The sequence below is a fragment of the Saccharothrix sp. AJ9571 genome, assembly GCF_021725495.1.
Taxonomy (GTDB): Bacteria; Actinomycetota; Actinomycetes; order Mycobacteriales; family Pseudonocardiaceae; genus Amycolatopsis; species Amycolatopsis magusensis.
Genome location: NZ_CP091382.1, coordinates 4,828,337 through 4,853,781, shown reverse-complemented (window position 1 = coordinate 4,853,781; position 25,445 = coordinate 4,828,337). Strand labels below are relative to the sequence as shown.

The following is a 25,445-nucleotide window of genomic DNA, read 5'->3' as shown; positions in this document are numbered from 1 at the left end:
CTCGTCGGCGTTCACCCGATGGACTACACAGCGGGCCCGGATGTGACAGGCACCGGGTCGGGGAGCTCCGACGTGCGCACCCACGTCCTGAGCACGTCGATGACGAACCGGCGTCGCGTCAGGCCGAGCTCGCGCAGCGCGGGCCCGTGGTCGTGCGCGACGACCACCACCGCACCGAGCAGCAGCACCCACCACACCGCATGCACCGCCCGCCGTGTCACCGGCGACAGCGGGGCGAACGCGGCACCGAGGCGCCGCAGGTGGAACGGCACGTGGCGCTCCTCGTCGGCGAGGATGCGCCCGGCGACCTCGGTGGTCAGCGGATCCGAGGTGCCGTCGCGCAGGGCGCGGTAGTACCGCAGCGCGACGACCTCGGCGATCATCAGCACCATCAGTTCCAGGCGCAGCCCCAGCGCCCGCCGGAGCCGGACGAACACCGCGTCGGTCCAGTGGCCGCCGATGGTCCGCGCGTTCGCCGCGGTGAGCAGGTGCTCCAGGAGGCGGGCGTGGTTGCGTTCCTCGTCGACGAACAACCGCACCGCCGCCGTGTACGCCTCGTCCCCGGCGGCCTCGGCCTTCGAGATCAGGTTCGCCCCGTCACCCGCCTCGCCCACCTGGAACCGCTGCACGCTCTTCACCACCGCGGCGGGCAGTTCGGCGCCCTGGGTCCACTGTGGATCACCGCGCTCCGCGCGCCGCCCGGCTTCCGCCTCGAAGTGCTCGACCCATCCGGTGAATTCGCTCAACTCACCACTCCTTTCCTTCCATCCTGGAAGACGGGTGGTGCGCGGAGTGCGTTGGCCGGGCGCGGCGGGAGGTCCGGTGGACCTTGTGTGGAGATCCTGTGGACCTCAGCTGCACCCCGAGGTCGAACCGCAGCCTTCGCAGGCGTAGCAGGAGCCCGCCGGGCGCATCTTCGTGCCGCAGGTCATGCACAGGGGCGCGTCGGCCACCTTGCCGAGGTACAGTTCCATCAGCTCGGTGGAGGAGTGCGGGCGGTCGTCGGGTTCTTCGGCGTAGACGCTGCTGCGCAACTCGTCGAGGTCGACGCGGGGTGGTTCGGCGGTGGTGGTGCCGTAGTCCGCGTCGGTCTGCGCCGCGCGTTCCTCGGCCGTGAAGATGCCGAGCTGCGAGCGCTTCTCGTACGGCAGGTAGTCCAGCGCGAGCCGCCGGAACAGGTAGTCGAGCACGCTGGTGGCGATCCGGACGTCCGGGTCGTCGGTCATCCCCGCCGGTTCGAAGCGCAGGTTGGAGAACTTCGAGATGTAGAACTCCAGCGGGATCCCGTACTGCAGGCCGACCGAGATGGACATGGAGAACGCGTCCATCACCCCCGCGAGCGTGGAGCCCTGCTTGCCGAGCTTGATGAAGATCTCGCCGAGCCCGTCGTCCGGGTAGGAACCGGCGTGCAGGTAGCCCTCGGCGCCGCCGACGGTGAACGAAACGGTCTGGCTGGGGCGTTTCTTCGGCAACCGCTTGCGCACCGGCCGGTATTCGACCTTGGCGGGCTGCTCCGACTTGCCGGTGGACAGCGGCTGGCCGACCTTGCAGTTGTCGCGGTAGATCGCCAGTGCCTTGAGGCCGAGTTTCCAGCCCTGGAAGTAGATCTCCTCGACGTCGGCGACGGTCGCCGACTCCGGCATGTTCACCGTCTTCGAGATGGCGCCGGAAAGGAACGGCTGCACCGCGGCCATCATCCGCACGTGACCCATCGCCGCGATGGACCGCTCGCCGACCGCGCAGTCGAACACCTCGTAGTGCTCGGCCCGCAGGCCCGGCGCGTCCACCACGTGCCCGTGCTGCGCGATGTACTCGACGATCGCCTCGGCCCGCTCACCCTGGTACCCGAGCACCGAAAGCGCCCGCGGCACGGTCTGGTTGACGATCTGCATCGACCCGCCGCCGACCAGCTTCTTGAACTTCACCAGCGAGAAGTCCGGCTCGATGCCGGTGGTGTCGCAGTCCATCATGAAGCCGATGGTCCCGGTCGGGGCCAGCACGCTCGCCTGCGCGTTGCGCCAGCCCTGCCGCGTACCGAGTTCGATGCCCCGGTGCCATTCGTCGGAGGCGAGTCCGCGCACGGCGGCGTCGGTGGTGTGGTGGGTCCGGATCAGCTCGTTCGCGGCGGCGTGCTTGCGCATGACCCGCTGGTGCGCCTCGGCGTTGCGCGCGTACCCCTCGTACGGGCCGACCACGCCGGCGAGTTCGGCGGAACGGCGGTACGAGACGCCGGTCATCAGCGAGGTGATCGACGCCGCGAGCGCGCGGCCGCCGTCGGAGTCGTAGGCGTGGCCCATCGCCATCAGCAGCGCGCCGAGGTTGGCGTAACCGATGCCGAGCTGGCGGAACTTCCTGGTGGTGTCGCCGATCGGCTCGGTCGGGAAGTCGGCGAAGCAGATGGAGATGTCCATCGCGGTGATCACGAACTCGACCGCGCGGGCGAACAGGTTCGCGTCGAACACGCCCTCGCCGGTGAGGAACTTGAGCAGGTTCAGCGAGGCCAGGTTGCAGCTGGAGTTGTCCAGGTGCATGTACTCCGAACACGGGTTGGACGCGGTGATCCGGCCGGATTCCGGGCAGGTGTGCCAGTCGTTGATCGTGTCGTCGTACTGGATGCCGGGATCGGCGCACTCCCACGCGGCCTGCGCCATCGAGCGGAACAGCTTCTTGGCCTCGACCTCGGTGACCAGTTCGCCGGTCTGCCTGGCCCGCAGCCCGAAGGCGTTGTCGGACTCGACGGCCCGCATGAACTCGTCGGAGACGCGCACCGAGTTGTTCGCGTTCTGGTACTGCACCGAGGAAATGTCCGCGCCGGAGAGGTCCATGTCGAATCCGGCGTCACGCAGCACGCGGATCTTCTTTTCCTCGCGTGCCTTGGTTTCGATGAATTCCTCGACGTCGGGGTGGTCGACGTCGAGCACCACCATCTTGGCCGCCCGGCGCGTGGCGCCACCGGATTTGATGGTGCCCGCGGACGCGTCCGCGCCACGCATGAACGAAACGGGCCCGGAGGCCGTGCCACCGGAGGACAGCAGTTCTTTCGACGAGCGGATGCGCGAGAGGTTCAGCCCGGCGCCGGAGCCGCCCTTGAAGATCAGCCCTTCCTCGCGGTACCAGTTCAGGATCGACTCCATCGAGTCGTCGACGGCGAGGATGAAGCAGTTGTGCACCCGCAGGTTCCCGGCGAGGAACTCCCCGCTCTCGGTCTGGATGTCGTAGACCTCCATCGGGCCGAGGTCCTCGATGCGCTCGATCTCCAGCCACTTCGCCGGCTCCAGGCTCGCCGACTCGTACTCGTCGAGGGAACCGATCTCGGCGGCGAAGACCTCCCGGTCACCGCGAGCCGGGATTCGCAGGGACCAGCCACCGTCCTCGGCGTCGGGCGAGATCCGGGAGAAGATGCCGAACCGCAGCAGGAGGTTCTGCACCTCGCGGATCAGCCGCTCGCCGCCCGTTCCGAGCCGTTCCCCGTCCGGCGCCTGGAACAGGCTCCGCAGGTACGCGGCTACCACCGGCAGCGGTGCGGTGTGCAGGTGCGCCGGAGCCCCCGTGCGCAGTTGCCCGGCGAGCGCCGCCTCGGCGATCTCGCGCTGGTCGATCTCCCGCTCACCGAACGAGCGGACCCGGTGCCATTCCAGCTGGTCACCCGGGCGCAGCGTGCCGGCCTCGACGAACCGGCCGCCGGTGGCGCTCGTCCGCTTCCACACCAGGTGGTCGGCCGTGACGTCCAGGGTGTACCCGGCCTCGGTGTGCACGCGGTGTACGTTCTTGCGGCCGTTGGCCTTGGTGGCGACCACCCCGGTCACGCCTTGGGCGTCGTAGACCTTCGCGCCCACCGCGTCGTTCTCGACCAGCTCACCGATCGGCACCAGCCCGCCCGGCGTGCTGACCAGGGAGTGGTAGGGCAGGCAGGCGCTGACCTGCTGCTTCGACGCGGTGCCGACGTTGAACCAGACCGGGGAGTTGAAGCTGAATACCTGGTGCAGCAGCATCCAGGTGAGTTCGTGCTCGAAGACCTCCGCGTCGGCGGGGGTGGCGAAGTAGCCGTGCTCGGTGCCCGCCCGGACGTAGGTGCCCACGACCCGGTCGATCAGCTGCTTGAGGCTGCGTTCGCGCTGGGGCGTGCCGACCGCGCCGCGGAAGTACTTGCTGGTGACGATGTTGGTGGCGTTCACCGACCAGGACGCGGGGAACTCCACGCCGCGCTGCTCGAAGTTCACCGTGCCGTCGCGCCAGTTGGTCATCACGACGTCGCGTTGTTCCCACTCGACCTCGGCGTACGGGTGCACGCCCTCGGTGGTGAACACGCGGCGGATGCCCAGCCGGTCAGGTCGCCGTTCCTCCACGGCGTCCGCGCCGGTTCCCACGGTCTCGGTCATGGGTACTCCCTCGTTCCGGCACGGAACGGCGAGCCTTACTCGTCGTTCGCGCTCTCTTCGCTACCGGCCATGGCCTGGCGAAGGTCCGCGATCTCCTTCTCGAAGTCCTCGACCGAGGAGAACGAGCGGTAGACGCTGGCGAAGCGCAGGTAGGCGACCTCGTCGAGTTCACGGAGCGGGCCCAGGATGGCCAGGCCGACCTCGTGGCTCGGGATCTCGGCGAGCCCGGCGGACCGGATCGACTCCTCGACCCGCTGCGCCAGCTGCTGGAGGTCGTCGTCGTCGACGGGCCGGCCCTGGCACGCGCGGCGAACCCCGCGCACCACCTTGTCCCGGCTGAACTGCTCGGTGACCCCGGACCGCTTCACCACGGCGAGCACCATCGTCTCGGAGGTGGTGAACCGGCGGCCGCACTCCGAGCACGAGCGGCGACGGCGGATCGCCTGCCCCTCGTCCACTTCGCGCGAATCGACCACGCGCGAGTCCGCGTGACGGCAGAACGGGCACCGCATGAGCAGACCACCCTTCCTTCCGCGGCAGGTGTGCACACCAGGGACAACCGACTCCGATTCTACCCCAAGCTGTGGACCGACTACAGGCGTGTTACCACTAGATGTGGGGGTGGACTCTAGGAGCGCGCCGGACGGTCCGCAACCGCGCAACGCCGCCGGACCGGGTGAATGCCGCGCGGTGCTTCCCCGCCCCGCGTCCCGGCGTCGATCACCGCCGTCGTCCTGTTGCACGTCCACTTCGGACTCACCTCGGAATTCCCGGACTCACCGCCCTCACCAGGGGTGGTCCATCACGAACGGCGGCTCAGCGGGAGGGCGCGGTCTCGGCGGGCACTTCGATCGGCAGGCCCGGCACCAGTCCGGCGCCGTCGAACCGGTTCAGTTCGTGGATGCGGTCGACGACGGCGGCGGGATCACTGCTCGGCGCCATGCGTTCGGCCACCTCCCACAACGACTCCCCCGGCGCGACCGAGACCACGGCCGTCCGCGTGGGCACCGGCGCGGCCATCGCGTCGGCGAGGAAGCCGAAGCCGGCCACCACCAGTCCCGCGGTCACCGCCATCGCGGCCAGCCACGGCCAGCGCGCGCCAGCTCGAGCCGGTGCGCAGCGCACCTCCGGCACCGCGCGCAGCCCGGCCACCACCCGCGGCCGGTTCGACGGGCGACGCACCTCGCCCTGGGGCCGTTTGCGCGCCCCCGGCCGCACGGGAGCCGCCGGGGGCGCCTCGTCGACCGTCACGTTCTCGTCGATCAGGACCCCCCGCCTGACCACCACTCCCCGCAACTCGCTCACGTCGACCAGCACCGACATCACGGAACCTCCTCGCGGCCGTCCTCCGGGGCGCGGTACGCTGGCACCGACCCTCGAACAGGCGTTCTATCGAACTCCCGTGCGAATGTGTACCACCCAGGACCGACAAAATCGAGCGGCGCCCGGCGTGTCGGTCGAACAAATGTTTGATCTCCACCCCGTGGCGGGCTAGCGTCGCATGCAGGGCCCACCGGTGTCCGCGCTGTGCGCGGCGACCAGGGCCCCGGCAACCGAACCGGGCCGGTGGCAGACCCCGTCCACCGGCCTCCAGCACCTGGGAGGCGAACCACAGTGAGTGTCAGGAAGGCCGTGCCGGGCAAGATACCCGCCCTGCGCGAACCGGAAGACCAGGACGAGAGCTTGACCGTCCGGCAGTCGCAGGTCCTGGAGGTGATCCGGGCCTGGGTCGAACGCTTCGGCTACCCGCCGAGCGTGCGCGAGATCGGCGAAGCGGTCGGCCTGAACTCGACGTCCTCGGTCTCCCACCAGCTGCGCGCACTGCAGCGCAAGGGTTACCTGCGCCGTGACGCGAACCGCCCGCGCGCGGTGGGCGTGCTGGCCGCGGACGCCGAGCCGGGCTCGCCGATCGAGCAGATGCCCAAGCCGGCCTACGTGCCGCTGGTCGGCCGGATCGCCGCCGGTGGCCCGGTGCTGGCCGAGCAGTCGGTGGAGGACGTCTACCCGCTGCCGAAGGACATCGTCGGCGAAGGCGACGTCTTCCTGCTCAGCGTCACCGGTGACTCGATGATCGACGCGGCGATCACCGACGGCGACTGGGTCGTGGTGCGCCAGCAGCCCACCGCGAACAACGGCGAGATCGTCGCCGCGATGATCGACGGCGAAGCCACCGTGAAGACGTTCAAGCACAAGGACGGGCACGTCTGGCTGATGCCGCACAACGAGGCGTACGACCCGATCCCCGGGGACGACGCGACCATCCTGGGCAAGGTGGTGGCGGTACTGCGCCGCCTCTAGCCGCTAGCCCGCTCGAACCGGCTGGTTCACCCGCGCCGCGCCCGCCACACGCGGCTCACGACGAAGACCAGCCCGAGCGCGGCGAGCACGGCGATGGCGGCCGCGGGCAGCAAGGGCACAGGGGACTCGGATCCGCCGGTTGCGGGGTCACCGGTGGGTCCGGGCGAGCCCTCCTGCTCGTCCGCCGCCGGGGTCGCGCCCGCGGCCAGCGCGGCCGCACCGCGGACGGCGCGCACGGGCTGGCCGGTGCCTTCACTGGCCGAGAGCAGCGTGCCGTCCGGCTCGAAGGCGATCGCTTCGCCCTGGGGTTCGTTCGGCAACGGCACCCGCACGGGGTTCCGCTTGAGCGCGGCCGCCACGTCGCCGTCGGGTGCCGGGTAGAGGTAGGCGTCGGTGTAGGTGCGCAACGCGACGGTCTTGCCGTCCGGGCTCACCGCGCCCCCGGTGACCAGCATGGAGCCGACACCGCCGACCGGGCCTCCCGGCGTGTCGGTGGTGGAGATGTCCAGTGAACCCACTTTTTCCAGCGCGTTCGGGCCCGGGCTCTTCAGCTCGGCGGCGGGTTTGTACACCTCGGCCTTTCCGAGCACGTTCTTGGTGACCACGAACGGCGTACCCGAGCCGTCGAGCAGCAGCGCTTCGGCGTCGTGCTGGCCGTCCGGGTAGGTGAGCCGGTAGAGCGTGGCCTTGCCCGCCGGGGTGAGCGCGTGCAGCGCCACGGTTTCCCGTTGCTTGCGGTTGTCGCCGGTGTCGGCGAGCCAGAGCGTGCCGTCCTTCGCGCGGGCCAGGTCTTCCACGTCGTACGGATCGACCGACGCGGAAATCACCTTCTGGGTGCTGCAATCCCGGCCGAGCACCACGACCTGCAGCTTGGTTCCGCCGTCGCCCATGGCGTACCAGCGGTCACCATCGGCCGCGAGGCCGGACAGCTCGGCCAGCTTCGCGTCGCGCACCGTGCACAGCGTTTCCGGCGCGGGCACCTCCTGCGCGACGGCGGCCGGTGCCGTCACCAGCACCGGCGCCACCGCCAGCATTCCCGCGAGCACCACCGCGCACGCACGACCGCGCACCCGCACACCTCCGTCAGCGAAAGAAAGATCCCCTCGCCGTCGAAGGTACTGGGTTACGCGGGCGAGCCGTCGACCGCGAAGGTGTGCAACGCGGCGGCCAGGTCCGGGTGGACCCGGGCGCGCAGGTGCGTGCCCTCTTCGATGTGTTCCTCGGTGAGCACCTCGCCATCGGCGTGCACCCTGGCCACGAGCTCGCCGCGGGTGTACGGCACCACCGCGTCGACCTCCACGTCCGGACGCGGCACGCGCTCGGAGATCTCCGTGATCAGCGCTTCGATGCCTTCACCCGTCTGGGCGGAGACCACCAGCGCGCCGGGCAGCAGGTGCCGCAGGCGGGCCAGGGTGACCTCGTCGGCGGCGTCGGCCTTGTTGATCACCAGCAGTTCCGGCGGCAGCGGTTCGCTGCGCTTGCGGGTGATCTCGCCGAGCACGTCGCGCACCGCGTTGACCTGCTCCTCCGGCGCCGGGTCGGCGCCGTCCACCACGTGCAGCAGCAGGTCGGCGTCGGCCGCCTCCTCCAGCGTGGAGCGGAAGGCATCGACCAGCTGGTGCGGCAGGTGCCGCACGAAGCCGACGGTGTCGGTCAGCGTGTAGGTGCGCCCATCGGGCGTGTCCGCGCGGCGGGTGGTCGGGTCGAGGGTGGCGAACAACGCGTCCTCCACCAGCACCCCGGCCCCGGTCAGCGCGTTGAGCAGGCTCGACTTGCCGGCGTTGGTGTAGCCGACGATGGCAACGCTGGGCACCTCGTTGGCCACGCGGCGCCCGCGCTTGGTCTCGCGGATGGTGTCCATCGAAGCGATCTCGCGGCGTAGCTTGGCCACACGCTTGTTGATCCGCCGCCGATCGGTTTCCAGCTTGGTCTCACCGGGACCACGCAGGCCCACACCGCCGTTGGCGCCACCGGCACGGCCACCGGCCTGCCGGGACAGCGATTCACCCCAGCCCCGCAGCCGCGGGATCAGGTACTGCAGCTGGGCCAGCTCGACCTGGGCCTTGCCCTCCTTGGAGCTGGCGTGCTGGGCGAAGATGTCCAGGATCAACGCGGTCCGGTCGACCACCTTGACCTTGAGCTTCGCCTCCAGCTGCCGCAGCTGGCCGGGGGAGAGCTCGCCGTCGCAGATCACCGTGTCGGCGCCGGTGGCGCGCACGATGTCGAGCAGCTCGCGTACCTTGCCCGAACCGATGTAGGTCGCCGGGTCCGGCCGGGTGCGGCGCTGGACGATGCCTTCGAGCACCTCCGAGCCCGCCGTCTCGGCGAGCCGGGCCAGTTCGGCCAGCGAGGCCTCCGACTGGGCGGCGGTGCCTTCGGTCCAGACGCCGACCAGCACGACCCGCTCCAGGCGGAGCTGCCGGTACTCGACTTCGGTGACGTCCTCGAGCTCGGTGGAGAGCCCGGCGACGCGGCGCAGCGAGGCGCGGTCTTCCAGTTCCAGCTCGCCGATCGACAGCTCCTCGCCGTCGAGTTCGGCTGCCATATCAGTGTGTGTCAGTTCCGTCATCGTCCTTCCATGGTCCCACGATCCGCGGGATGTGCCGAATGGATTACGCACTCGGGTACAGCGCGAGGTAGATCGCGGTCCGCTCGGCACCGGGGTCGATCGGCCGTTCCGCGTACTCCTCGATCAGCTCGTACAGGCGGCGCTTGAACTCCGCCTGCTCGGCTTCGGGCAGTTGCACCACCAGGCGGGTCTGCTCGACCTTCGCCGTGCCGACTTCACCGACTTCGGCGAGGTAGGCCTCCAGCGAGGCCTGTCCCAGTTCTTCGGTGTCGTCCAGCCGCAGGTTCCAGGACAGCCTGGTCGACAGGTACGGGATCTCCTTCGCGCCGCGGTTGCCGCGGCGGGCGGGCTGCGGTGCCAGGAAGCCGGTGTCGACCAGCTTGCGCACGTGGTGGAGCACGGTGGCCGGGTCCTTGCCGAGCCGGCTCGCCAGTTCCTTGTTCGTCAGCGCTTCCTTGAAGGTCAACCGGATGATGCGCAGGCGTATTCCCGAGGCCAGCGCGTTCGCCTCGGCCTCGGTCGCGTTCCGTCGTTCCGCACCCACGACGATCAGCCTACGACGGCGGAAGTGATTGACACTTTCCAATCACTTCCGCTTGACTGCCGGGGTGCGTGAGAACTCCCTGTGGCGGCATGCCGACTTCCGCCGGTTGTGGGCCGGCGACACGGCCAGTCAGCTCGGCACCTTCGTCGGGCACACCGTGCTCCCCCTGCTCGCGGCCACCGTGCTGGCCGCGAGCCCGTTCGAGATGGGCGTGCTGACCGCCGCGGAGACGCTGGCGTTCCTGCTGCTCGGCCTGCCCGCCGGCGCCTGGGTGGACCGCTTCCGGCGGCGCCCGCTGATGCTGCGAGCCGACTTCGCCCGTGCGGCGCTGCTGCTGTCGGTGCCACTGGCCTGGTGGGCGGGCGTGCTCACGCTGACGCAGCTCGTGGTGGTCGCCCTGCTGACCGGGGTGTGCACGGTGTTCTTCGACGTGGCCTACCAGTCGTACCTGCCCTCGCTCGTCGGCCGTGACCAGCTGCTGGAGGGCAACGCGAAGCTGCAGTCCAGCCAGTCGGTGTCGCAGGTGGCCGGGCCGGGGATCGGCGGCGTGCTCGCGCAACTGCTCGGCCCGGCGAACGCGGTGCTCATGACCGGACTCGGCTTCCTCACCTCCGCGCTGTGCCTGCTGCGCATCCGGCGTGTCGAACCCGAACCGGTGCCGCACGAGAACCCGAAGCTGTCCGCCCAGATCGCCGAAGGCCTGCGGTTCGTCTTCGGCAACCCCACCCTGCGCGCGATCACCTCGGCCACCGCGACGGCCAACCTGGCGAACGGCATCTTCCTCGCCGTGGAGATGCTGTTCCTGACCCGCACGCTGGGCTTGTCGGCGGCCGCGGTCGGCGCGCTACTGGCGATCGGCGGCGCGGGCAGCGTGCTCGGCGCCTTCACCTCCGGCCTGGTCAACCGGCGGATCGGGCAGGCACGGGCGATCTGGCTGATCCCGCTGCTGACCTGGCCCGCGCACCTGCTGGTACCGCTCGCCGCCCCCGGCTGGCGGATCGCCTTCGTGGTGGCCGGCCTGGCGCTGTTCGGCTACGGCGTCATCGTCTACAACGTGGCGCAGGTCAGCTACCGGCAGGCGATCTGCCCGGACCGGCTGCTCGGGCGGATGAACGCGAGCGTGCGGTTCGTGGTCTGGGGCGTGCTGCCGCTGGGCTCGGTGCTCGGCGGGGTGCTCGGCGAAGTCGTGGGGATCCGGAACACGCTGTGGATCGCCGGTGCGTTGGAAGCGCTGGCCGTGCTCTGGGTCGTCACCTCACCACTTCGCCGCCTGCGTGACATCCCCGAGACCGCGGCGGTTTCGTAGGCGCTCAGGCGTTGGCCGCCCACCAGGCCTCGTCCAGCTCTCCCCTGGCGACGATCTCCGCCGGTCCGGTGAGCGTGGATTCGCCCGGCGCCACCGTGACCACCACGCTGCCGCCCGGGATGTCCACTACGGACTCACCCGAGTCGAGACCGGCCAGGTGCTGCGCGGCGGCCACCACGGCCACCGTGCCGGTGCCGCACGCCCGGGTCTCCCCCACGCCGCGCTCGTGCACCCGCATGCGCAGACGCCCCTCGCCGAGCGTGTTGACGAACTCGAGGTTCACCCCGTCGGGGAAGAAGTCGCGGTCGTAGGCGGGCTGGTCACGCAGGTCGAGCCCGGCCACGTCTTCGTCGCTGAACGACACCAGGTGCGGGTTGCCGACGTTGACCGCCACCCCGGAGAAGGACCGCTGGCCGACCATGGTCACCGAGGCACCGGTGATCGTGGCGGGTCCCATTCGGACGGTCACGGACCCGTCGGGGTGCGAAACCACCGGCCGGTCGCCGGCCCGGGTGCCGATCACGAACTCCGGGCCCTCGGCCAGCCCGGTGTCGACCAGGTAGCGGACGAACACCCGCACGCCGTTGCCGCACATCTCGGCGAGCGATCCGTCGGCGTTGCGGTAGTCCATGAACCACTCGCCCGCCGACTCGACCCCGAAATCGGCCGCACGCACCACGCGCAGCACGCCGTCCGCGCCGAGACCGCGCTGGCGGTCGCAGAGGGCAGCGACCCGCGCCGGGGTCAGGTCCAGCCGTGCGGCCGGATCGGGGAGCAGCACGAAGTCGTTCTGCGTGCCGTGCCCCTTGAGAAACTCGATACCGCCCATGGTCAAAGAGTATCCCGGCCACCACCGGCCACCACCGTCAGCGGAGCGCTTCGCGTCCGGCCTGGTCTTTTCCTTGCCCGGCAACGAGTTCCAGCACCCGGTCGGCCAGATCCGGCGCGGCGCCGGGAACCCAGTGGATCCGCTTGTTACGGCGGAACCAGGACCGTTGCCGCCGCACGAACCGCCGGGTCGCCTGCGCGGTCGCCGCCGCGGCGGTTTCGAGGTCGTCGCCGTGTTCCAGGACCTGCTGGTAGCCCAGCGCGCGTGAGGCCGTCTTCCCTTCGCGCAGCCCGTGCCGTTCCAGTTCCCGCACTTCTTCGGCCAGGCCGGCGGCGAACATGCGCTCCACCCGCAGATCGACCCGCGCGTCGAGTTCGGCGACTTCGCGGTCGACGCCGATCAGCGTGGTGCCGTAGCGCGGCTCGCCGGGCTGGGGCAGGTTCGCCGAGAACGGCTCCCCGGTGATCTCGATGACCTCCAGTGCACGGACGATCCGGCGGGTGTTCGTCGGCAGAATCGCCGCGGCCGCCTGGGGATCGGCGCGGGCGAGGCGGTCGTGGAGCACGGCCGCGCCCACCTCGGCGGCCTCGGCGTCCAGCCGCTCGCGCACCGCCGGATCGGTGCCGGGGAACCGCAGTTCGTCGACGATCGCCTGCACGTAGAGCCCGGATCCCCCGGCGAACACCGGCACCTTGCCCTCGGCGATGAGCCGTTCCGCGCAGGCACGGGCGTCGCGCTGGTAGGCCGCCACGGACGCGGTTTCGGTCACGTCCAGCACGTCGAGCAGGTGGTGCGGCACGCCGCGGCGTTCCTCGGCGGTCACCTTCGCGGTGCCGATGTCCATGCCGCGGTACAACTGCATCGCGTCGGCGTTGATCACCTCGCCGCCCAGTGCGAGGGCGAGCGTGACGGCCAGTTCGGACTTGCCGGTGGCGGTCGGGCCGACCACCGCGATCGGCCGCGTCACGCCCGGGTCCAGACCGCGACGTGGTAGCCGACGCCGAACGGCGCGGCGGAGTACAGCAGTTCGGCGGTCCAGGTGGCGCCCTCGGCCAGCGAGGCGAGCACCTGCCAGGGGAACCGGCCGCCCGCGCCCAGTTCGGTGCAGAAGTCGGCGTCCAGGGTCAGCAGCGCCGCGGTGTCGGCGGAACCGAGCGCTTCGGCGACGGCGGCATCGAAGGCGGGGGCGCGGTCGTGTTCCCCACCGGGTGACCTGGGGCCGTGCCGGTTGGCGCCGTCGCCGAGCACGAGGAGTCCGTGGCCGGAATGCCGTTCGGCGAGCAGCGCGGCGGTCTTGGCGGCACGGTCGGCCGGGGTGTCCGCCGGGAAGGTGTGCACGGTGGCTTCGGCGGCGCCCGACTGCTCGCGCAGCCACCCGGTGATCAGCGCGGACAGCGGCAACTCGGCCGGTGCACCCGGTGCGCCCGGTGTCTCGGAGAGGCGAACGCCCAGGTCGACGCCGTAACCGCGGAAGGAACCGCACGCAGCCGGCGGCGTGACCGAGACGGTGTCCTCGCCGGTGCCGACGGCGACCCAGCGGCTCGCGACCTCGGCGAGCCTGCCCGCGGCGGCCACGCACGCGGCCCGCAGTTCGGCGGTCGATTCGCGCGCCCCTGCGGCGATTCCGGGCACCAGCAGCGGCGGCTGCGGCACCACGACGGCACGTGTGATCACGCTGTCCGACGTTACCCCGCCACCCGAAAGCGGGTCCTGATGCGAGCACCATGTACCACGACGCGCCTTGACCTGTTTGAATGCCACGACGGACACGAGCGTGGTCCGGCAGCGGCACGACCCGGCCCCACCGGTTGGTGGGGCGCCCGCGCGAGCGGGCGTACAGGCGATAAGGAGCCTGCCATGGCGGAGAACACAACTGAGGGCGCGCACGAAACCCCAGCCCCGGAAGCCCCGGCACCACACCCGGTGCCGCACGCGCACACCGTCGGCCAGCCGGTCCCGCCGGTTCCGCCGGCGGAACCACACCCGGACCGCTGGGGCCGGGTGGACGAGGAGGGCACGGTCTACGTCCGCGGGGCGGACGGCGAACGCGCCATCGGCGTGTGGCAGGCGGGAACCCCGGAAGAGGGCCTGCTGCACTTCGCGCGCCGGTTCGACGACCTGCGCACCGAGGTGGAGCTGCTGGAGACCCGGCTGGCCTCGGGAGCCGGTGACCCGAAGCACGCACTGGCCAGCGCGACCCAGTTGCGCGACGGCCTGGCCGACGCGGCGGTGGTCGGCGACCTCGCCGCGCTCGGCGCCCGCATCGAGCAGGTGATCGCCCACGCCGAACGCTCGCTCGCGGACGCGAAGCAGGAACGCGAGCAGGCCCGCGAGGTCGCGGTCGCGCGCAAGCAGGCGCTGGCCGACGAGGCGGAGAAGATCGCCGCCGACTCCACCCAGTGGAAGGCCGCGGGCGATCGGCTGCGCACCATCCTCGACGAGTGGAAGGCCATCAAGGGCGTCGACCGCAAGACCGACGACGAGCTGTGGCGCCGGTTCTCCAAGGCACGCGAGGGGTTCAACCGCCGCCGCGGGTCGCACTTCGCCGAGCTGGACAAGCAGCGCGCGGCAGCGAAGGCGCGCAAGGAGGAGCTGATCACCGAGGCCGAGTCGCTGGCCGACTCGGACAGCTGGGGCCCCACCGCCGCCCGCTACAAGGAACTGATGGGCGAGTGGAAGGCCGCCGGCCGCGCGCCCAAGGACAGCGACGACGCGCTGTGGCAGCGGTTCCGGGCCGCGCAGGACGCGTTCTTCGCCCGCCGCTCGGCCGCGTTCTCCGAGCGTGACGCCGAGTTCTCCGGCAACGCGGCGAAGAAGGAGGAGCTGCTCGCCGAAGCCGAGAAGATCGACCCGGGCGCGAACCTGGAGGCGGCGAAGTCGCAGCTGCGCAAGGTCCAGGAGCGGTGGGACGAGATCGGCAAGGTGCCGCGGGAACGCATCCGCGACCTCGATGCCCGGCTGAAGGCCGTGCAGGATCGCGTGCGCGGCGCCGAAGAAAGCAAGTGGCGCCGCACGGACCCGGAAGCCCAGGCCCGCGCGGCCCAGTTCCGGGAGCGGGTCGAACAGTTCGAGTCGCAGGCAGCCAAAGCCAGAGCCGCCGGCGACGAACGCCGCGCCAAGAAGGCGGACGAACAGGCCGCCCAATGGCGGGAATGGCTGGACGCCGCCGAACAGGCCCTGGCCGACCGCTGAGCCCGCTTTTGTCGTAGTGGGGCATTACTCGCACAAGTAATGCCCCACTACGCTTTCCAGCCCTCTGGCCCCGCCGATCGATGTGCAACCTACCCGCACTCCCGCCAACTCCACGTTCGCGAGCGCGAGTCCCACATTCGCGCAGCCGAGTCCCACGTTCAGACAGCCGAGTTCCACACTCAGGCAGCCGAATCCCACACTCAGACAGCGAGTCCCACGTTCAGACAGCTGAGTTCTACATTCAGGCAGCCGAATCCCACGTTCAGGTAGCCGAGTTCTACGTTCGGGCGGCCGGAATCCACAGTGGCGGGGCGCGAGTTTCCGCGTTCGGGCGGACGAGTTCAAGTGCCCGAACGTCGAACTCGGGTGCCTGAGTGTGGAACTCGGGTGCCTCAACGGGGAACTCGGCCATGCGGACGTGGGACCCGCCCGCTGCGAATGCAGAACTCATGTACGCGAACGCGGGGTTCGGGTGCCCGAGTGTGGAACTCGGGTGCCTGAGTGTGGGACTCGGGTGCCTGAACGCGGGGTTCGGGTGCCTGAACGTGGAACTCGGGTGCGTGAGGGTGGGGTTAGGGGCGGGGGAGGGTTCGGCGGCGGCGGGCGGGGACGGGGGCTGGGCGGGTGCGCGAGGGGGTGGGGGTGGGCTGGTGCGTTTGCAGGTAGGCGGCCCGGGTGTGGTCCACGTGGTCCCGCATGATGCGGGCCGCCGACTCCGGGTCTTTCCGTTCGATGGCGTCGACCAGGGCGTGGTGTTCTTGCCACGCCTGCGCCCCGCGTTGCCGGGTGATCGCCGGGTAGTGGGCGCTCACGCGCAGGTCGACCTGCCCGACGAAGTCCAGCAGCGCCGGGTTGCCGGACAGTTCGGTGACGCATTCGTGCAGCGTGGTGCTCGCGGCGACCATGCCGTCGACGTCGCCGGCGGCGGTCGCGGCTTCGCCGTCGGCGCACAGGCGGCGCAGCCGCCGCACCTCGTCCTCACCGGCGTGCTGGGCAGCCAGCCGGGCGGCTTCCGCCGCCAGCACAGCCCTCACGGCCAGTAGCTGCTCCACCTCGTGACCGGTCGGGTGCATGCGGGACCCCCACACGTTCGGGTGCGTGAACAACACTTTGGGTGAACCCTACTAGCGGCGCCCGGATTCAGCCGCGCGACCAGGCCGCGCGCATCCACTGGACGGCGATCACCACGGTCGCGATCACCGCGAGGATCAGCCCGAACCCCGGCCCGCCCCCGACCGCGCCGCTGGCCTGCGAGGACTGCTGCGACCAGATCGCCAGCATGCCGTCGACCGAGGCGAACCAGCCGCCGATGGCGCAGACCCAGGTGATCCACCACCGCCGGGTGATGAGCACCAGCATCGAGCCGAGCACGCCGAACCCGGTCGAGGTCACCGCGAACAGCTGCGGGATCGCCCCGGCCTGCCCGCCCAGCACCTCCCAGCCCACGTGCTCACCGGCCCACGGCAGCAACATGCCGACGATCAGCACGAACACGCTGACCGAGACGACCAGTCCGCGGTGCCCGAGGTCGATCGTGCGGGACGCCCGGCTCACCACCTGGTCCACATCGGCGGCGAGCTCGTTGACGGAGTCGGCGGATTCCGGCGTGCTCACAGCGCGCACCCCCCGGTGGTCACGGGCAGCGGGGCCGGCGCGCCGATGCTCGGCAGGCCCAGGCTCACCCCGTTGGTCTTCGGCCGCAGCCCGGCCTCGGCGTTGTCACCGGCGCGCGTGCGGCGGTGCGAGATCAGCTCGCCGTCGGCCACCAGGTGGTGCGGCGCGCCGTAGGTGATCACGGTCTCCACCACGTCGCCCGGCCGCACGTTCAGCTCGTTCGGCGTGAAGTGCACCAGCCTGCCGTCCCGCGCCCGCCCGCTCATGCGCAGCGTCTCGGCGTCCTTGCGCCCCTCACCGGCGGCGACGAGCAGTTCGACCTTCCGGCCGATCAGCTTCTTGTTCTCCTCCCACGCCACCTCGTTCTGCAGCGCGACCAGCCGCTCGTAACGCTCCTGCACGACCGCCTTCGGCAGCTGCCCCGGCATATCGGCGGCCGGCGTACCGGGCCGCTTCGAGTACTGGAAGGTGAACGCGCTGGAGAACCGCGCCTGGCGCACCACGTCGAGCGTGGCCTGGAAGTCCTCTTCGGTCTCGCCGGGGAAGCCGACGATGATGTCGGTGGTGATCGCCGCCTCCGGCATGACCGCGCGCACCTTGTCCAAAATGGACAGGAAGCGGGCCGACCGGTAGGAGCGGCGCATTTCCTTGAGCACCCGGTCCGAACCGGACTGCAGCGGCATGTGCAGCTGCGGGCAGACGTTCGGCGTCTCGGCCATCGCGTCGATCACGTCGTCGGTGAACGCGGCCGGGTGCGGTGAGGTGAACCGGACCCGCTCCAGGCCGGCCACCGAACCGCACGAGCGCAGCAGCTTCGAGAACGCGTCGCGCTCACCGAACTCGACGCCGTAGGAGTTCACGTTCTGCCCGAGCAGGGTCACCTCGAGCACGCCCTCGGCGACCAGCGCCTCGACCTCGGCCAGGATCTCCCCCGGCCGCCTGTCCCGTTCCTTGCCGCGCAGCGAGGGCACGATGCAGAAGGTGCAGGTGTTGTTGCAGCCCACCGAGATCGACACCCAGCCCGAGTACGCCGAATCGCGGCGCGCGGGCAGCGTGGACGGGAAGGTCTCCAGCGACTCGAGGATCTCGACCTGGGCCTCGGTGTTGTGCCGCGCGCGCTCCAGCAGCGCCGGCAGCGCGCCGATGTTGTGCGTGCCGAACACCACGTCCACCCAGGGCGCCCGCTTGACGATCTCGCCGCGGTCCTTCTGCGCCAGGCAGCCGCCGACGGCGATCTGCATGTCCGGCTTGGCGGTCTTGGCCGGGCGCAGGTGACCGAGCGTGCCGTACAGCTTGTTGTCGGCGTTCTCCCGCACCGCGCAGGTGTTGAAGACCACCACGTCCGGCGCGTCGTCGGTGGCGGGCACGTAGCCCGCCGCCTCGAGCTGCCCGGCCAGGCGCTCGGAGTCGTGGACGTTCATCTGGCAGCCGAACGTGCGGATCTGGAAGGTGCGGGACACGAATTGCTCCTTAGGCGAATCTCCCCCCAGGGTAGGCCCCGCCGGTCACAGGCCGAGATGCAGGCGCAGCGCCGCCTCCAGCCGCTCCATCAGCGCGGGCGTCAGCTTGCCGACCCGGCGGCCCACCCGCTCCACCGAAATCGACCTGACCTGCTCGGCCTGGGCCTTCGAAGCCATCGCCAGCCCGCACTCGGCCGCGGGCAGCAGCACCTGGAACGGGAACACCCGGCGCACGTTGGAGGTCACCGGCACCACGGTGACCACACCCCGGCCCAGCCGCCCGGCCACCGCGTTGGCGCCGTCGTTGCTCACGATCACCGCCGGCCTGGTCTTGTTCGACTCGCTGCCCCGCGCGGGGTCGAAGTCGACCAGCCGGACCTCGGCCCGTCGCATCAGCGCGTCAGCACTCCGTCACCGGTGGCCGCGTCCCACTCGGCCTCGTCCCCGTGCGCGGTCCACTCGTCCCACGCGGCGCGGTAGTCGTCCTCCAGCTGGGAGGCCCGCAGCAGCTCCAGCGCCCGGTGCACCACCGCCGAGCGCGAAGGCACGTCCGCCGCGGCGGCGTAGTGATCGATGAAGGCCACATCCTCGTCCGACAGGCTGACGCTCAATTTCATACCTCCTATGCTACTGGGGGTGCCACTGCGGCACTACCGGATCGTAACCGGGATGTACGACAATTCCGGTCGCGGAGCTGGCACCATCTGCGGTCGTGACAGCTCTGACACGGGTGACCGCCGCCGTGCTCCTGCTGCTCACCACGCTGACCGCCTGCGGACCGGACTTCTCCGGCACCCGGCTGCGAATCGCCGCGGGCAACGACCGGGGCGTCTACTACCAGCTCGCGCAGCCGCTGGCGGGGGCGTGGGCGGCCGGGCTGGCGATCGAGCGGCCGGAAGTCCAGCAGACCCGCGGCTCCCCCGACAACCTCGCGCGCCTGCGCGCGGGCACCGCCGACGTGGCGTTCAGCGCGGCCGACGTGGCCACCGATCCCAGCGGGGAGCCCAAGCTCGCCGCGCTGGCCCGGATCTACGACGACTACCTGCACGTGGTGGTCCGCGCCGACTCGCCGGTGCGTTCGCTGGCCGACCTGCGCGGGCGCCGGGTGGCGATCGGCTCCCCGGAGTCCGGGGTGGCGGTGATCGCGCAGCTGCTGCTCAACGCCAGCGGCCTCGGCGACCCGAGCTCGCTGACCGTGCGTTACCTCGGCCTCGACGAGTCGCTGGGCGCCCTGCAGCGGCAGGAGATCGACGCCTTCTTCTGGTCCGGCGGCCTGCCGACGAACTCGATCAGCACGCTGGCCAACCGGATCCCGCTGCGGCTGATCGACGTCGGCGAGGCCATGCCCGCGATGCGCCAGGCCAACGCGGTCTACCGCTCGGCGACCATCCCCGGGTCCACCTACCCGCAGTCCGGCGGGCCGGTGACCACCCTGGTGGTGCCCAACTTCCTGGTGGTGCCGACGACGATGCCCGACGACGTGGCCGAAGCACTCACCCGCGGGCTCTTCGACGCGCGCCCGGAGCTGGCCAAGGCGAACACCGCCGCGCTGTCCATCGACCTGCGCCCGGCGATCGAGACGGCGCCGATGGCCCTGCACCCGGGTGCCATGCGGTACTACCGCAACCTCAAGAACTAGCGATCGCCCCAGAACCGGACCGGGGCAGCTCCGCGGTGATCCGCAGCCCGCCGCCCTCGGGCAGGTCGAGCTTCAGCGAGCCGCCTGCCCTGGCCACGATCTCCGCCACAATGGACAGCCCCAGCCCCGAGCCAGCCACGTTCTGGTGCGCGGTGCTGCGCCAGAACCGGTCGGTGGCGCGTTCCAGTTCCTCGGCCCGCAGTCCCGGCCCGTGGTCGCGCACGGTCAGCCGGACCTTGTCGTCCACTGTGGAGGTTTCCACCCGGACCGACTCACCGGCGCCGGTGAACTTGAGGGCGTTGTCCAGCAGGGCGTCCAGCACGGCTTCCAGCCCGCGCGGCGGGGCCAGCGCGCGCACGCCGTCGGTCGAACCCTCCACTTCGAGGCTCACCTCACGCGCCACCGCGACCACGTTCCAGTCCGAAGCACGCCCGGCCACCACGGTGTCCACGTCGACCGCGACCAGTTGGCCCGCCGACGCCTCCGCTCGCGCCATGGACAGCAGGCCGTCGAGCACCTGGTTGAGCCGGTCCGCCTCGGCGACCGCGGCCTCGCGGTGTTCCTCGGCTTCGGTGTCCACGTGCCCTTCGAGATTCACCAACCGCAGCTTCAACGCGGTCAGCGGATTCCGCAGCTGATGTGAGGCATCGGCGACGAAGGCGCGTTGCGCGGCCAGTGCTTCCCCCACGCTCGCCGCCATCATGTCGAACGAGCGGCCGAGCTGCTGCAGTTCGGCGGGTCCGCTCTCCTCACCGACCCTGGCCACCTCACGGCCGCTCACCACGGCCTCGACCAGCGTGCCGGTGGCCTCGTCCAGCCGCCGCACCGGGCGCAGGATCCAGCGCACCAGCGGCAGCGCGACCAGCAGCGCCAGGCAGAAGGCGATCATGCCGACGGTGGCGATGAGCACCCACCACAGCGTCACCTCCTGACGCGCCTGCGCGGTCGGCGATTCGGTGACCACCACACCGCGCACGTCCCCGTCGATCAGCACCGGTTCGGCCAGCACCAGCGTGCCCTCGTCCCACGGCACCAGCATCGGCCCCGGTTCCGAATGCCGACCGGCCAGCGCCGACTGCACCTGCCCGGCGACCCGCGTGTCGGCCAGGTCGAGCTTGACCGCGCCGGGCACCGTGCCGGAGGTCACCGTCGGGCGGCCGTCCTGGTTCAGCACCGCCACGGCGATGCCGTAGACCTCGGCGTAGCGCCGCAGTTCCGCGGTGATCAGGTCCGGCTGCCCCTGGATCAGCGGCCGCTGCGCCAGCGAGGCGAACCGCGCGGTGTCGGTGAGCCGGTCGAGGAAGAGCGTCTGCCCGGCACTGCCCGCCACGCTCAGCGCCAGCGGCACACCCAGCCCGAAAACGAGCAACGCGACCAGCGAGAGCACCGTGGCCTGCAGCCGGACCCGCACGTCTCACTCCTCGTCCGGGCGCGCACCCAGCCGGTAACCGACCCCGCGCACCGTCTCGATCAGCTCGGCGCGGCCGAGCTTCGTCCGCAGAGTAGCGACATGCACGTCCAGTGAGCGGCTTTCCGCCTGCCCGCGCCTGCCCCACAGCTCGGTGAGGAGGCGGTCCCGCGAGCAGACCGAGCCGCCTTCGGCCGCGATGAGCTTCAGCACGCCGAACTCCTTGCGCGAGAGCGTGATCACTTCACCACCCGCGGTCACCTCGTGCCGGTCCAGGTCGATGACCACGTCCGCCACCTTGATCGCGCCGGTGGCCGCCCGCGCCGGTTCCCCGCGCCGCCGCCGCACCGCGTGCACCCTGGCCACCAGCTCGTCCACATCGTACGGTTTGACCAGGTAGTCGTCGGCTCCCGAGCGCAGGCCGAGGATGCGGTCGTCGACCTCGCCGCGGGCCGAGACCACGATGATCGCCACGTCGCTGATCTCGCGGATCCGCCAGCACAGCACCATGCCGTCCACGTCGGGCAGGCCCAGGTCGAGCAGCACCACGTCGGCGTCGGCGATCCGGTCGAGCACCTCCGCGCCCGAAGCCAGGCGGCGGACCGACAGCCCGCGGCGCAGCAGCGCGGGGACCAGTGCGTCGGCCACCCGGTCGTCGTCCTCGACGAGCAGAACGCGCACGCCGGCTCCTTTCCGGTCCGATGAGATCGATTTGAAACCCTAAGTGTTAGTCAAGCGGGCTTTACACCCTGACGGAGCAGAGTAAGTTTCCGCCATCGCCGACTCGTCACGCGCGAAAGGCCTAGTCCAGACCTGCGACAAGGGCCGTATACGGGGTGTGACTAGAGTTACGGCAACCAAGAAGGACACCGCAGCTCGCCGCCTGGAGGCCAGATGACCACCGCGACGCCGGCGCCGCCGATGATCAAGGCGGCCGCCGTGAACAAGTTCTTCGGCGACCTGCACGTTTTGCGTGACATCGACTTCGAGGTCCCGCGCGGGCAGGTGGTCGTGGTGCTCGGGCCGTCGGGTTCGGGCAAGTCCACGCTGTGCCGGGCGATCAACCGCCTCGAGCCGATCAACTCCGGCGAGATCCACGTGGACGGCAAGCCACTGCCCGCCGAGGGCAAGGCACTGGCCGCGCTGCGCGCCGACGTCGGCATGGTCTTCCAGTCGTTCAACCTCTTCGCGCACAAGACCATCGTCGAGAACGTGATGCTCGCGCCGCAGAAGGTCCGCAAGGTCTCCTCCGGTGAGGCCCGCAAGACCGCGATGGAGCTGCTCGAGCGGGTCGGCATCGCCAACCAGGCCGACAAGTACCCGGCCCAGCTCTCCGGCGGCCAGCAGCAGCGCGTGGCCATCGCCAGGGCGCTGGCCATGCGGCCGAAGGTGATGCTGTTCGACGAGCCGACCTCGGCGCTGGACCCGGAGATGGTCCAGGAGGTACTGGACGTGATGACCAGCCTGGCCGCCGACGGCATGACCATGCTGGTGGTCACCCACGAGATGGGCTTCGCGCGCCGCGCCGCGCACCGGGTGGTGTTCATGTCCGACGGCGAGATCGTCGAGGACTCCACCCCCGACGAGTTCTTCACCAGCCCGAAGTCCGACCGCGCGAAGGACTTCCTCGGCAAGATCCTGACCCACTAGGAAGGAACCTGATCTGATGCGGTTGAGTCGAGTTCTGCGTATGAGCGCAGTCGTCGCGGTAGCGGGCCTGACGCTCGCCGCCTGTGGTGGCGGCGAAGACAGCGGTAGCAAGAACCTGGTCGCGCGGGCGAAGGAAGACAAGAAGGTCACCATCGGCATCAAGTTCGACCAGCCGGGCCTCGGTCTCCAGACCCAGGCGGGCAAGCCCGAGGGCTTCGACGTCGACGTGGCGAAGTACATCGCCAAGGAGCTCGGTGTCGACGAGGCCGGGATCACCTGGAAGGAAGCGCAGTCCGCCGAGCGCGAGAACCTGATCGAGAAGGGTGACGTCGACTTCATCGTCGCCACCTACTCCATCACGGACAAGCGCAAGGAGAAGGTCTCCTTCGCCGGGCCGTACTTCGTGGCGGGCCAGGGCCTGCTGGTGCGTGCGGACAACACCGACATCACCGGCAACACCGCCCTCAACGGCAAGAAGCTCTGCTCGGTCAAGGGTTCCACCCCCGCGCAGAAGATCAAGGACGAGTTCTCCAAGGAAGCGCAGCTGCAGGAGTTCGGCAAGTACTCCGACTGCATCACCGCGCTGGAGAACGGCAGCATCGACGCGGTCACCACCGACGACGTGATCCTGGCCGGTTTCGCCGCCAAGAACCCGGGCAAGTTCAAGCTGGTCGGCGACGCCTTCAGCAAGGAGAACTACGGTGTCGGCCTGAAGAAGGACGACGCCGAGAGCCGCACCGCGATCGCCAACGCGATCACCAAGATGCAGACCGACGGTGCCTGGAAGGCTTCGCTGGAGAGCAACGTCGGCCCGTCCGGCTACAAGATCCCGGAGCCCTCGCCGGTGACCGAAAAGTAAGCCCGAGTCCCTCCGTCTTCGACTGACCCACGGCGGCGCGCCGCGACCCGTTCGCGGCGCGCCGTCCCATATCCGACGAGGAGTTTTCCGTGTTCGACTTCCTCGGTGAGTACGACATCCTCGATGCCTTCTGGATGACCATCCAGCTGGCGGTGCTGTCGGCCGTCGGCTCGCTGATCTGGGGCACGATCCTGGCCGGGATGCGCGTCAGCCCGGTCCCGATCATGCGGGGGTTCGGCACCACCTACGTCAACGTCGTGCGGAACACCCCGCTGACGGTGATCATCTTCTTCTGCTCCATCGGCCTGGCCTCCACGCTGAACTTCAACCTCGCGACGTCCGACTCGCCGTCGTTCATCGTGGACAACAACTTCCGGCTGGCCGTGCTCGGCTTCATCCTCTACACCTCGACCTTCGTCTGCGAGTCGCTGCGCTCGGGCATCAACACGGTGCCCGTCGGCCAGGCCGAGGCGGCCCGCGCCCTGGGGCTGGGCTTCACCCAGGTGCTGCGGATCATCGTGCTGCCGCAGGCGTTCCGCTCGGTGATCGCGCCGCTGGCCAGCGTTCTCATCGCGCTGATCAAGAACACCACGGTGGCCAGTGTGATCGGCGTGGCCGAGGCCTCGCTGCTGATGTCGGAAATGATCGAGAACGAGAGTGACGCGATCATCCTGGTCTTCGCCGTGTTCGCGCTCGGCTTCGTCCTGCTCACCCTGCCGGTCGGGCTCCTGCTCGGCTGGGTGGCGAAGAAAATGGCGGTGAAACGATGAGCGGCGCTCCTTCTGTCCTCTACGACGCCCCGGGCCCGAAGGCCAAGGCGCGCAACCTCGTCTACTCGCTGGTCTTCGCCGCGGTGCTGGCGCTCATCGCCTACCTGGTGATCGACAAGCTGGCCGAGAAGAACCAGCTGACCGGCGACAAGTGGCGCCCGTTCGCCGAAAGCGGCACGTGGACCACGTTCATCCTGCCCGGTCTCGGCTACACGCTGCTGATCGCCGTGCTGTCCATCGTGATCGCCCTGCCGGTCGGCGCGTTCTTCGGCATCGCCCGGCTCTCGGACCACAAGGCGGTCCGCACGCTGGCCGGGATCGTGGTGGAGTTCTTCCGCGCCATCCCGGTGCTGATCCTGATGATCTTCGCGAACGAGTTCTACTCGGAGTACACCGATGTGGACTCGGACAACCGCGTGCTCTTCGCCGCGGTGACCGGTCTGGTGCTGTACAACGCTTCCGTGCTCGCCGAGGTGGTCAGGGCGGGCATCCTGTCGCTGCCGAAGGGGCAGACGGAGGCGGCTTCGGCGCTCGGCCTGCGCAAGACGCAGACGATGACCAACGTGCTGCTGCCGCAGGCGGTGGCCGCGATGCTGCCGGCGATCGTCAGCCAGCTGGTGGTCATCCTGAAGGACACCGCGCTCGCCGGTGGTGCGCTGTCGGTGCCGGACCTGCTGCGCAGCGCCAACGTGATCTCCGGGAACTTCGGCAACACCATCCCGGTCTACATCGTCATCGGCGTCATCTACGTGGTGCTGAACTTCATCCTGACCACGTTCGCTTCGTGGTTGCAGAAGCGGATGGCCCGCCGGAAGAAGACCCCGAAGGGCACCCAGCCGCTGCTCGACGCCCCTTCGCAGATCACCACGACGACCGGAGCCGGTGGCACCGGCGCTCTCTGAGCAGTCTCCCCCGAATGCTATGAATG

25 protein-coding genes are annotated in these 25,445 nt (G+C 70.2%); 8 read left to right on the top strand and 17 right to left on the bottom strand.

Translation table 11 applies throughout. From position 1 onward, the window contains the following. Positions 1-23: 23 nt before the first annotated feature. The 4 genes from L3Q67_RS22380 to L3Q67_RS22365 form a co-directional block, all read right to left on the bottom strand. Complete coding sequence (locus L3Q67_RS22380; protein WP_499191315.1) at positions 24-746, bottom strand: ferritin-like domain-containing protein; 723 nt, start codon at positions 744-746, stop codon at positions 24-26. Positions 747-851: 105 nt separating this feature from the next. After that, positions 852-4,379, bottom strand: coding sequence for a vitamin B12-dependent ribonucleotide reductase (locus L3Q67_RS22375; protein WP_499191314.1), 3,528 nt, complete (start codon positions 4,377-4,379; stop codon positions 852-854). A gap of 35 nt (positions 4,380-4,414) precedes the next feature. Further along, complete coding sequence (gene nrdR, locus L3Q67_RS22370) at positions 4,415-4,891, bottom strand: transcriptional regulator NrdR (protein ID WP_206809657.1); 477 nt, start codon at positions 4,889-4,891, stop codon at positions 4,415-4,417. Positions 4,892-5,195: 304 nt separating this feature from the next. Further along, positions 5,196-5,702, bottom strand: coding sequence for a LysM peptidoglycan-binding domain-containing protein (locus tag L3Q67_RS22365; RefSeq protein ID WP_499191313.1), 507 nt, complete (start codon positions 5,700-5,702; stop codon positions 5,196-5,198). 291 nt (positions 5,703-5,993) lie between these two features. On the opposite strand from L3Q67_RS22365, the gene lexA reads away from it, so the two are divergent. Beyond that, positions 5,994-6,677 (top strand): LexA family protein, encoded by a 684-nt coding sequence (gene lexA / locus L3Q67_RS22360; RefSeq protein ID WP_499191312.1) that lies wholly within the window; start codon positions 5,994-5,996, stop codon positions 6,675-6,677. Positions 6,678-6,703: 26 nt separating this feature from the next. On the opposite strand, the gene L3Q67_RS22355 is transcribed toward lexA, so the two are convergent. The 3 genes from L3Q67_RS22355 to L3Q67_RS22345 all read right to left on the bottom strand — a co-directional run bounded on the left by L3Q67_RS22355 (position 6,704) and on the right by L3Q67_RS22345 (position 9,790). Beyond that, positions 6,704-7,711: an SdiA-regulated/phytase-like domain-containing protein gene (locus L3Q67_RS22355; protein ID WP_499191615.1), complete on the bottom strand. Its 1,008-nt coding sequence runs from the start codon at positions 7,709-7,711 to the stop codon at positions 6,704-6,706. A gap of 89 nt (positions 7,712-7,800) precedes the next feature. Beyond that, the gene (hflX, locus tag L3Q67_RS22350; protein ID WP_499191311.1) at positions 7,801-9,246 is read right to left on the bottom strand and encodes an HflX GTPase family protein; all 1,446 of its coding nucleotides are present in this window, start codon (positions 9,244-9,246) and stop codon (positions 7,801-7,803) included. 43 nt (positions 9,247-9,289) lie between these two features. After that, on the bottom strand, positions 9,290-9,790 hold the full coding sequence (locus L3Q67_RS22345) for an ArsR/SmtB family transcription factor (protein WP_499191310.1): 501 nt from the start codon (positions 9,788-9,790) through the stop codon (positions 9,290-9,292). A 64-nt stretch (positions 9,791-9,854) separates the two neighbouring features. On the opposite strand from L3Q67_RS22345, the gene L3Q67_RS22340 reads away from it, so the two are divergent. Next, the gene (locus tag L3Q67_RS22340) at positions 9,855-11,096 is read left to right on the top strand and encodes an MFS transporter (RefSeq protein ID WP_499191309.1); all 1,242 of its coding nucleotides are present in this window, start codon (positions 9,855-9,857) and stop codon (positions 11,094-11,096) included. Between the two features lie 4 nt (positions 11,097-11,100). Here L3Q67_RS22340 and dapF read toward each other — a convergent pair whose 3' ends face one another. The 3 genes from dapF to L3Q67_RS22325 are packed head-to-tail and all read right to left on the bottom strand — an operon-like array spanning position 11,101 to position 13,599. Continuing rightward, a complete protein-coding gene (dapF, locus tag L3Q67_RS22335; protein ID WP_499191308.1) occupies positions 11,101-11,925 on the bottom strand; it encodes a diaminopimelate epimerase in 825 nt (274 codons plus the stop codon). 37 nt (positions 11,926-11,962) lie between these two features. Continuing rightward, a complete protein-coding gene (miaA, locus tag L3Q67_RS22330; RefSeq protein WP_499191307.1) occupies positions 11,963-12,892 on the bottom strand; it encodes a tRNA (adenosine(37)-N6)-dimethylallyltransferase in 930 nt (309 codons plus the stop codon). Next, on the bottom strand, positions 12,889-13,599 hold the full coding sequence (locus L3Q67_RS22325; RefSeq protein WP_499191306.1) for a class III extradiol dioxygenase subunit B-like domain-containing protein: 711 nt from the start codon (positions 13,597-13,599) through the stop codon (positions 12,889-12,891). Before L3Q67_RS22325 ends, miaA begins: the two co-directional genes overlap by 4 nt. A 183-nt stretch (positions 13,600-13,782) precedes the next feature. On the opposite strand from L3Q67_RS22325, the gene L3Q67_RS22320 reads away from it, so the two are divergent. Beyond that, a complete protein-coding gene (locus L3Q67_RS22320; RefSeq protein WP_499191305.1) occupies positions 13,783-15,117 on the top strand; it encodes a DUF349 domain-containing protein in 1,335 nt (444 codons plus the stop codon). A gap of 572 nt (positions 15,118-15,689) precedes the next feature. Here the strand turns inward: L3Q67_RS22320 and L3Q67_RS22315 are convergent. The 5 genes from L3Q67_RS22315 to L3Q67_RS22295 all read right to left on the bottom strand — a co-directional run bounded on the left by L3Q67_RS22315 (position 15,690) and on the right by L3Q67_RS22295 (position 18,808). Then, complete coding sequence (locus L3Q67_RS22315) at positions 15,690-16,151, bottom strand: GntR family transcriptional regulator (RefSeq protein WP_499191304.1); 462 nt, start codon at positions 16,149-16,151, stop codon at positions 15,690-15,692. A gap of 106 nt (positions 16,152-16,257) precedes the next feature. Then, positions 16,258-16,731 (bottom strand): Rv2732c family membrane protein, encoded by a 474-nt coding sequence (locus L3Q67_RS22310; RefSeq protein ID WP_499191303.1) that lies wholly within the window; start codon positions 16,729-16,731, stop codon positions 16,258-16,260. Then, positions 16,728-18,152, bottom strand: coding sequence for a MiaB/RimO family radical SAM methylthiotransferase (gene miaB, locus L3Q67_RS22305; RefSeq protein ID WP_499191614.1), 1,425 nt, complete (start codon positions 18,150-18,152; stop codon positions 16,728-16,730). The genes L3Q67_RS22310 and miaB overlap by 4 nt, the downstream gene beginning before the upstream one ends. A gap of 84 nt (positions 18,153-18,236) precedes the next feature. After that, positions 18,237-18,584, bottom strand: coding sequence for a type II toxin-antitoxin system PemK/MazF family toxin (locus tag L3Q67_RS22300; protein WP_499191302.1), 348 nt, complete (start codon positions 18,582-18,584; stop codon positions 18,237-18,239). Continuing rightward, positions 18,584-18,808 carry a DUF8778 family protein gene (locus L3Q67_RS22295; RefSeq protein ID WP_209668975.1) on the bottom strand — a complete coding sequence of 75 codons (225 nt, stop codon included), beginning with the start codon at positions 18,806-18,808 and terminating at the stop codon, positions 18,584-18,586. Before L3Q67_RS22295 ends, L3Q67_RS22300 begins: the two co-directional genes overlap by 1 nt. Positions 18,809-18,903: 95 nt before the next feature. Between L3Q67_RS22295 and L3Q67_RS22290 the strand changes: the two genes are divergently transcribed. Then, positions 18,904-19,830: a type 2 periplasmic-binding domain-containing protein gene (locus L3Q67_RS22290; protein WP_499191301.1), complete on the top strand. Its 927-nt coding sequence runs from the start codon at positions 18,904-18,906 to the stop codon at positions 19,828-19,830. Here L3Q67_RS22290 and L3Q67_RS22285 read toward each other — a convergent pair. Together L3Q67_RS22285 and L3Q67_RS22280 are read right to left on the bottom strand one after the other, a co-directional pair. Next, positions 19,820-21,241, bottom strand: a complete 1,422-nt coding sequence (locus L3Q67_RS22285; protein WP_499191300.1) for a sensor histidine kinase — start codon at positions 21,239-21,241, stop codon at positions 19,820-19,822. The two genes, L3Q67_RS22290 and L3Q67_RS22285, sit on opposite strands and share 11 nt — an antisense overlap. A gap of 3 nt (positions 21,242-21,244) precedes the next feature. Further along, a complete protein-coding gene (locus tag L3Q67_RS22280; protein ID WP_209668978.1) occupies positions 21,245-21,919 on the bottom strand; it encodes a response regulator transcription factor in 675 nt (224 codons plus the stop codon). A gap of 240 nt (positions 21,920-22,159) precedes the next feature. On the opposite strand from L3Q67_RS22280, the gene L3Q67_RS22275 reads away from it, so the two are divergent. The 4 genes from L3Q67_RS22275 (at position 22,160) to L3Q67_RS22260 (ending at position 25,419) form a co-directional block, all read left to right on the top strand. Next, positions 22,160-22,888 carry an amino acid ABC transporter ATP-binding protein gene (locus tag L3Q67_RS22275; RefSeq protein ID WP_209672096.1) on the top strand — a complete coding sequence of 243 codons (729 nt, stop codon included), beginning with the start codon at positions 22,160-22,162 and terminating at the stop codon, positions 22,886-22,888. Between the two features lie 16 nt (positions 22,889-22,904). Beyond that, positions 22,905-23,747 (top strand): glutamate ABC transporter substrate-binding protein, encoded by an 843-nt coding sequence (locus L3Q67_RS22270; protein WP_499191299.1) that lies wholly within the window; start codon positions 22,905-22,907, stop codon positions 23,745-23,747. A gap of 89 nt (positions 23,748-23,836) precedes the next feature. Beyond that, entirely contained in the window at positions 23,837-24,517 is a 681-nt protein-coding gene (locus L3Q67_RS22265) for an amino acid ABC transporter permease (protein ID WP_499191298.1), read from the top strand. Further along, the gene (locus tag L3Q67_RS22260) at positions 24,514-25,419 is read left to right on the top strand and encodes an amino acid ABC transporter permease (RefSeq protein ID WP_499191297.1); all 906 of its coding nucleotides are present in this window, start codon (positions 24,514-24,516) and stop codon (positions 25,417-25,419) included. The genes L3Q67_RS22265 and L3Q67_RS22260 overlap by 4 nt, the downstream gene beginning before the upstream one ends. Positions 25,420-25,445 lie beyond the last annotated feature (26 nt).